This is a genomic window from Prevotella sp. Sow4_E9_plate, from assembly GCF_052116205.1.
Lineage (GTDB): Bacteria > Bacteroidota > Bacteroidia > Bacteroidales > Bacteroidaceae > Prevotella.
In genome coordinates this window covers 1-3,948 of record NZ_JBQKLN010000092.1, presented here as the reverse complement: position 1 = coordinate 3,948, position 3,948 = coordinate 1, and the positions used below count along the sequence as shown (strand labels likewise).

Annotated in this window: 3 protein-coding genes and 1 pseudogene; all 4 read right to left on the bottom strand. The window is 45.0% G+C overall.

The features are described from left to right. Positions 1–241 precede the first annotated feature (241 nt). Positions 242–517, bottom strand: a complete 276-nt coding sequence (locus ACTQ53_RS17215; protein WP_441934516.1) for a type II toxin-antitoxin system YafQ family toxin — start codon at positions 515–517, stop codon at positions 242–244. Next, entirely contained in the window at positions 514–714 is a 201-nt protein-coding gene (locus ACTQ53_RS17210) for a hypothetical protein (protein ID WP_441934514.1), read from the bottom strand. Before ACTQ53_RS17210 ends, ACTQ53_RS17215 begins: the two co-directional genes overlap by 4 nt. A gap of 749 nt (positions 715–1,463) precedes the next feature. Then, on the bottom strand, positions 1,464–2,600 hold the full coding sequence (locus ACTQ53_RS17205; protein ID WP_441934512.1) for an OmpA family protein: 1,137 nt from the start codon (positions 2,598–2,600) through the stop codon (positions 1,464–1,466). A 40-nt stretch (positions 2,601–2,640) separates the two neighbouring features. Further along, positions 2,641–3,948, bottom strand: a pseudogene (locus tag ACTQ53_RS17200) (hypothetical protein); the annotation flags it as partial.

Below are 3,948 nucleotides of genomic sequence, written 5' to 3'. Positions count from 1 at the left end.
GAGCACCGGAGGGCGGTTACATCCCCTGTCCCCTGAGGGGAAAGGGGCTTGGGGAAAGCGGTGGAGCCCTCCTTGGCTAAGGAGGGACGGGGTGGATCGAAAAGCTCCCTCCTTGGCTAAGGAGGGACGGGGTGGATCGAAAAAGACAGCACTGCAGGGCGGTTACACCCTCTCGTACCTGAGGTTTCCGATCTAAACAAGGATTACTGAAGGGGGCATAAAGACTATGTAAGGGTGATTTTTAGAAGACATCACTATGAGAACCGGTATTAGTCATTACCAATACCAAATCCTCATTATTTTGTGTCCAAATCAGCAACCAATCAGACATAATATGACATTCCCAGCTTCCTGCATATTGCCCAGATAGTTTATGCGGTTTATATTCAGAAGGTAATTGTCCTGTCTCTTCGAGTAAGCGAATTACCTTCTTTAGCTTTTCCATTGGAAGATTACGTTTTTTACAACGTTTCACATCCTTCTGAAAGTGTTTGGTAGCTATGATTTTGTATTTCATATTCCCAACTTTTCGAACATATCATCAGCACTTTTATACTCAGTAACTCTACCATGGCGAATATCATCCATTGCTTCCTCTATACCGGATTTTTTCTGATGATTGGGAACAATTACGACACCTTTCATTGACTCAAGTACCTTCTTAAGTCCTGCCATAACACTTTTGTCCTCCACTTGTATAGTTAATGTTGCCATAATCTTTTATTTATAAACGTTTAACTTTAGTTGCAAAAGTACGTTTTTTTCTTGAAACCACCAAGAAAAAAGCAAGAAATCTTCAAGTTATCAGCCAATTATCCAATAAGCAGCCCTTCTAAAGTCCCGCAGTTCTCACAGATTCCCGCAGATTCTTTCTTTTACTATTTTACCTTATAAAAGTCACGCAGATTGCGCAGATGACGCAGATTTTTTACTTTTTTACCTTTTTACTTTTTTACCTTTTTACCCTTTTACCTTTAAAAGTTCCCCAGGCGGTCCCATCCCGCAGAATATGGCGAGGGCTTTGATGCCCCGCCAACCTTAGAGCGAAGCGGTTCTGAGCACCGGAGGGCGGTTACATCCCCTGTCCCCTGAGGGGAAAGGGGCTTGGGGAAAGCGGTGGAGCCCTCCTTGGCTAAGGAGGGACGGGGTGGATCGAAAAAGACAGCACTGCAGGGCGGTTACATCCCCGCTTCCTGAGGAAGAGGGGCTTGGGGAGAAAGTGGAGCCCTCCTTGGCTAAGGAGGGACGGGGTGGATTGCAAAAACACCTCTTTGGCAAAGGAAGAACAGGCAGAATCAAAAATGTACGAATGAATTTACAACTAACTTTTCCAAAAGTAAGAAACCAAAAAAGCGAGGCTTCTTGAAAAAGAAACCTCGCTAAAAGCATGAATTCAGGTAAGCTTTACAGCCTTGCCCCGAATCCAGAATTAGTGATAAATAATATTTGGCTAACGCCAGATATTATTTAGCAATCATGATGGATACTCTGTTCTTGTCATTCTCTGCATATGGCTGAACACGAGCACCCTTTGACTCTTCTGTGATGCGCTCAGCAGGAATGCCATAGCGCTTCTCCAACATCCAGACAACGGCAGCAGCACGTTTGGCAGCGATGCGGTCGTTCACTCTGTCATTACCAGTACCCTTATCAGCATAACCGGTAACAACAACCTTAGCCTCAGGATACTTCACCAGGAAGTCGATGACTTCGAGAATCTTCTTGTTTTCCTTCTCAGAAATCTTGTTAGAGTTGATGGTGAAGAAGATATCACGACGGATTTCTTCAACCTTCTTCTCAACAGGTGCTGGAGCAGGTGCTGGCTCCTCAACCTTCTGAACTGGTGCAGGAGCTGGTTCTGGTTCTACTGGCTTCTCCTTCTTGGTAGCACTCTTGCCCAGGTTGATGCGAAGACCAGCCAAAGCATTGAAATACCAGTCAGGATTACCTGCCTTCTTTGAGTTGTACTTGTCTGAAATAACATTGGCGTTACCCTCAATCATCAGACTGACAGACTTGCTGACCTTGAAAGCCAACTCGATACCAGCACGACCGTAAGGGCGAACCTTGGTACCATCCCAGAGATACTCCAGGTTGTAGGCATTCAGGTTCTTGATGGTTGCAGCTAACTCATTCACCTCGTCGTTATCCCAAGCGATGTTGGCGCCAGCTCCAGCGAAGGCAGTAACGTTCAGCACACGGTTAGGGTTCCAACCGCAGAAGAGGTTGCTGAGGTTGAACATGAAGTCAACACCAGGAGCCACATACTTATATTTATACTGAGCGTTGTAAGGAGTTTCGCCCTTCTGAGCACGGAAACCAGCCCAGCCACCCTTGCTCTGCCAACCGTTAGCCTGCAAGCGCATACCAAAGACAGGAGAGAACTGGTAGCCCAAGCCCAGCTGTACGTTAGGAGAAAGCAAGTCACCGAACTTAGCCTCACCGAGTGTATACTGAGCACCGCCCTGCAGATCCAGGAACCAATGCTTGTTGAAAGTATACTCATCACCGTTCTGGTCGGTGTAAGTAGCCTGTGCCATAGCACTAGATGATGCGATGGCAAGCAGTGACGCAGCGAATAATGATTTCATTGTATTCATAATCATTTCTTTTATTGATTAATAAAACGGGATATCTACCTTATTTATTTTTCTTAGGCTGATGCTTTTTAGCAAACTCAATAGCCTCTTCCAGTTCCTTCTCCTCACCTGTAGTGTTATAGGTATTCTTAACAGCTACAGCATAAAGAATCTTCTCTGGAACTGTACTACCGTTAACAGAAACTTTTGCTGCTTCGTCAAACTTAGCACCCATTTCTGTTGCCTTGAACTTAACAACCCAAAGACCACTATTTCCAGAGTTTGCACGAGAAGTGCTGAGCAAGCCGTTATATCTGCTAACGCTAGTTACGTCAACGATACCGTTAAGCTCCTTACCCTGAGAATTAATCAAAGAAACATTGCTTGCTGTCAACTCAGCATCAACTGGAGATACACGAACAATCAAGCTGTCCTCACCAATATAATACTTACCATCCTCGAATGTCAACTGCTTGCCAGCAACCTTTGCATCCTTAGGGAAAGTATTCTTCTGCTCAGCAGCCTGAATAAAGTTCAACTCATGATTATAAGCAGAAAGGCTTGCGTTAGGAGCAGCAAACTCGAACAACTGAACGTCAGTTACCATTGTAGAGTACTGACCGATGATGTCCTTCAACTTGTTCTCGATGTTGTCAATCTTAAGCTTGAGATTAGTGAGCTTATCGCCACTCTCATCACTCTTCAATGCAGCTTCAATAACAGACAGACGTCCGTCGAGACCAGCAAGACCTGTATTCTTTGCTGTCAACTGACCATTGATAGTCTCGATAGCTGCTGCTACTGTTTTCTTCTCATCGAAACCAGTACCGAGAGTCTTGAGTGCGTTCTCGATAGCAGTCTTGTTAGCAATAGCCTTAGCCAAAGCGTCTTTAGCAGTACCCTGAGCAGTTTCAACATCTGACTTCAATGCATAGTCATCCAAAGTCTTAAGAATCTCAGTCTTTGCATCTTCTGCATCCTGTACTGCCTTGTCAGCAGTACCCTGAGCCGTTTCAATCAAAGCCTTCAAGTCTTTGATATCCTTTTCCTGGAGAGCCTTGATTGCAGCATTTACAATCTCATTAGCCTCCTTGGTAACGCTCTCGTTGGTTGCATAACCTGTCAAGATGTCCTTAACCTGATCAAGAGTAGCCTTGCTGTCAGCAGTAGCCTTAACCTCAGCCAACTTTGTTTCAAGTGAGCTGATGCCAGTCTGGTTAGAAGAAATCAAAGCCTGGAGCTCTTCAACCTTCTGCTTAAGCTGATCGGCAGTAGCAAGCTTGTCGATCTGACCTTGCAAGTTGCTGATGTCGTCATCATAATCCTTACAAGAAGTAAATGTACTCATGGATGCCACTGTAAGTGTTCC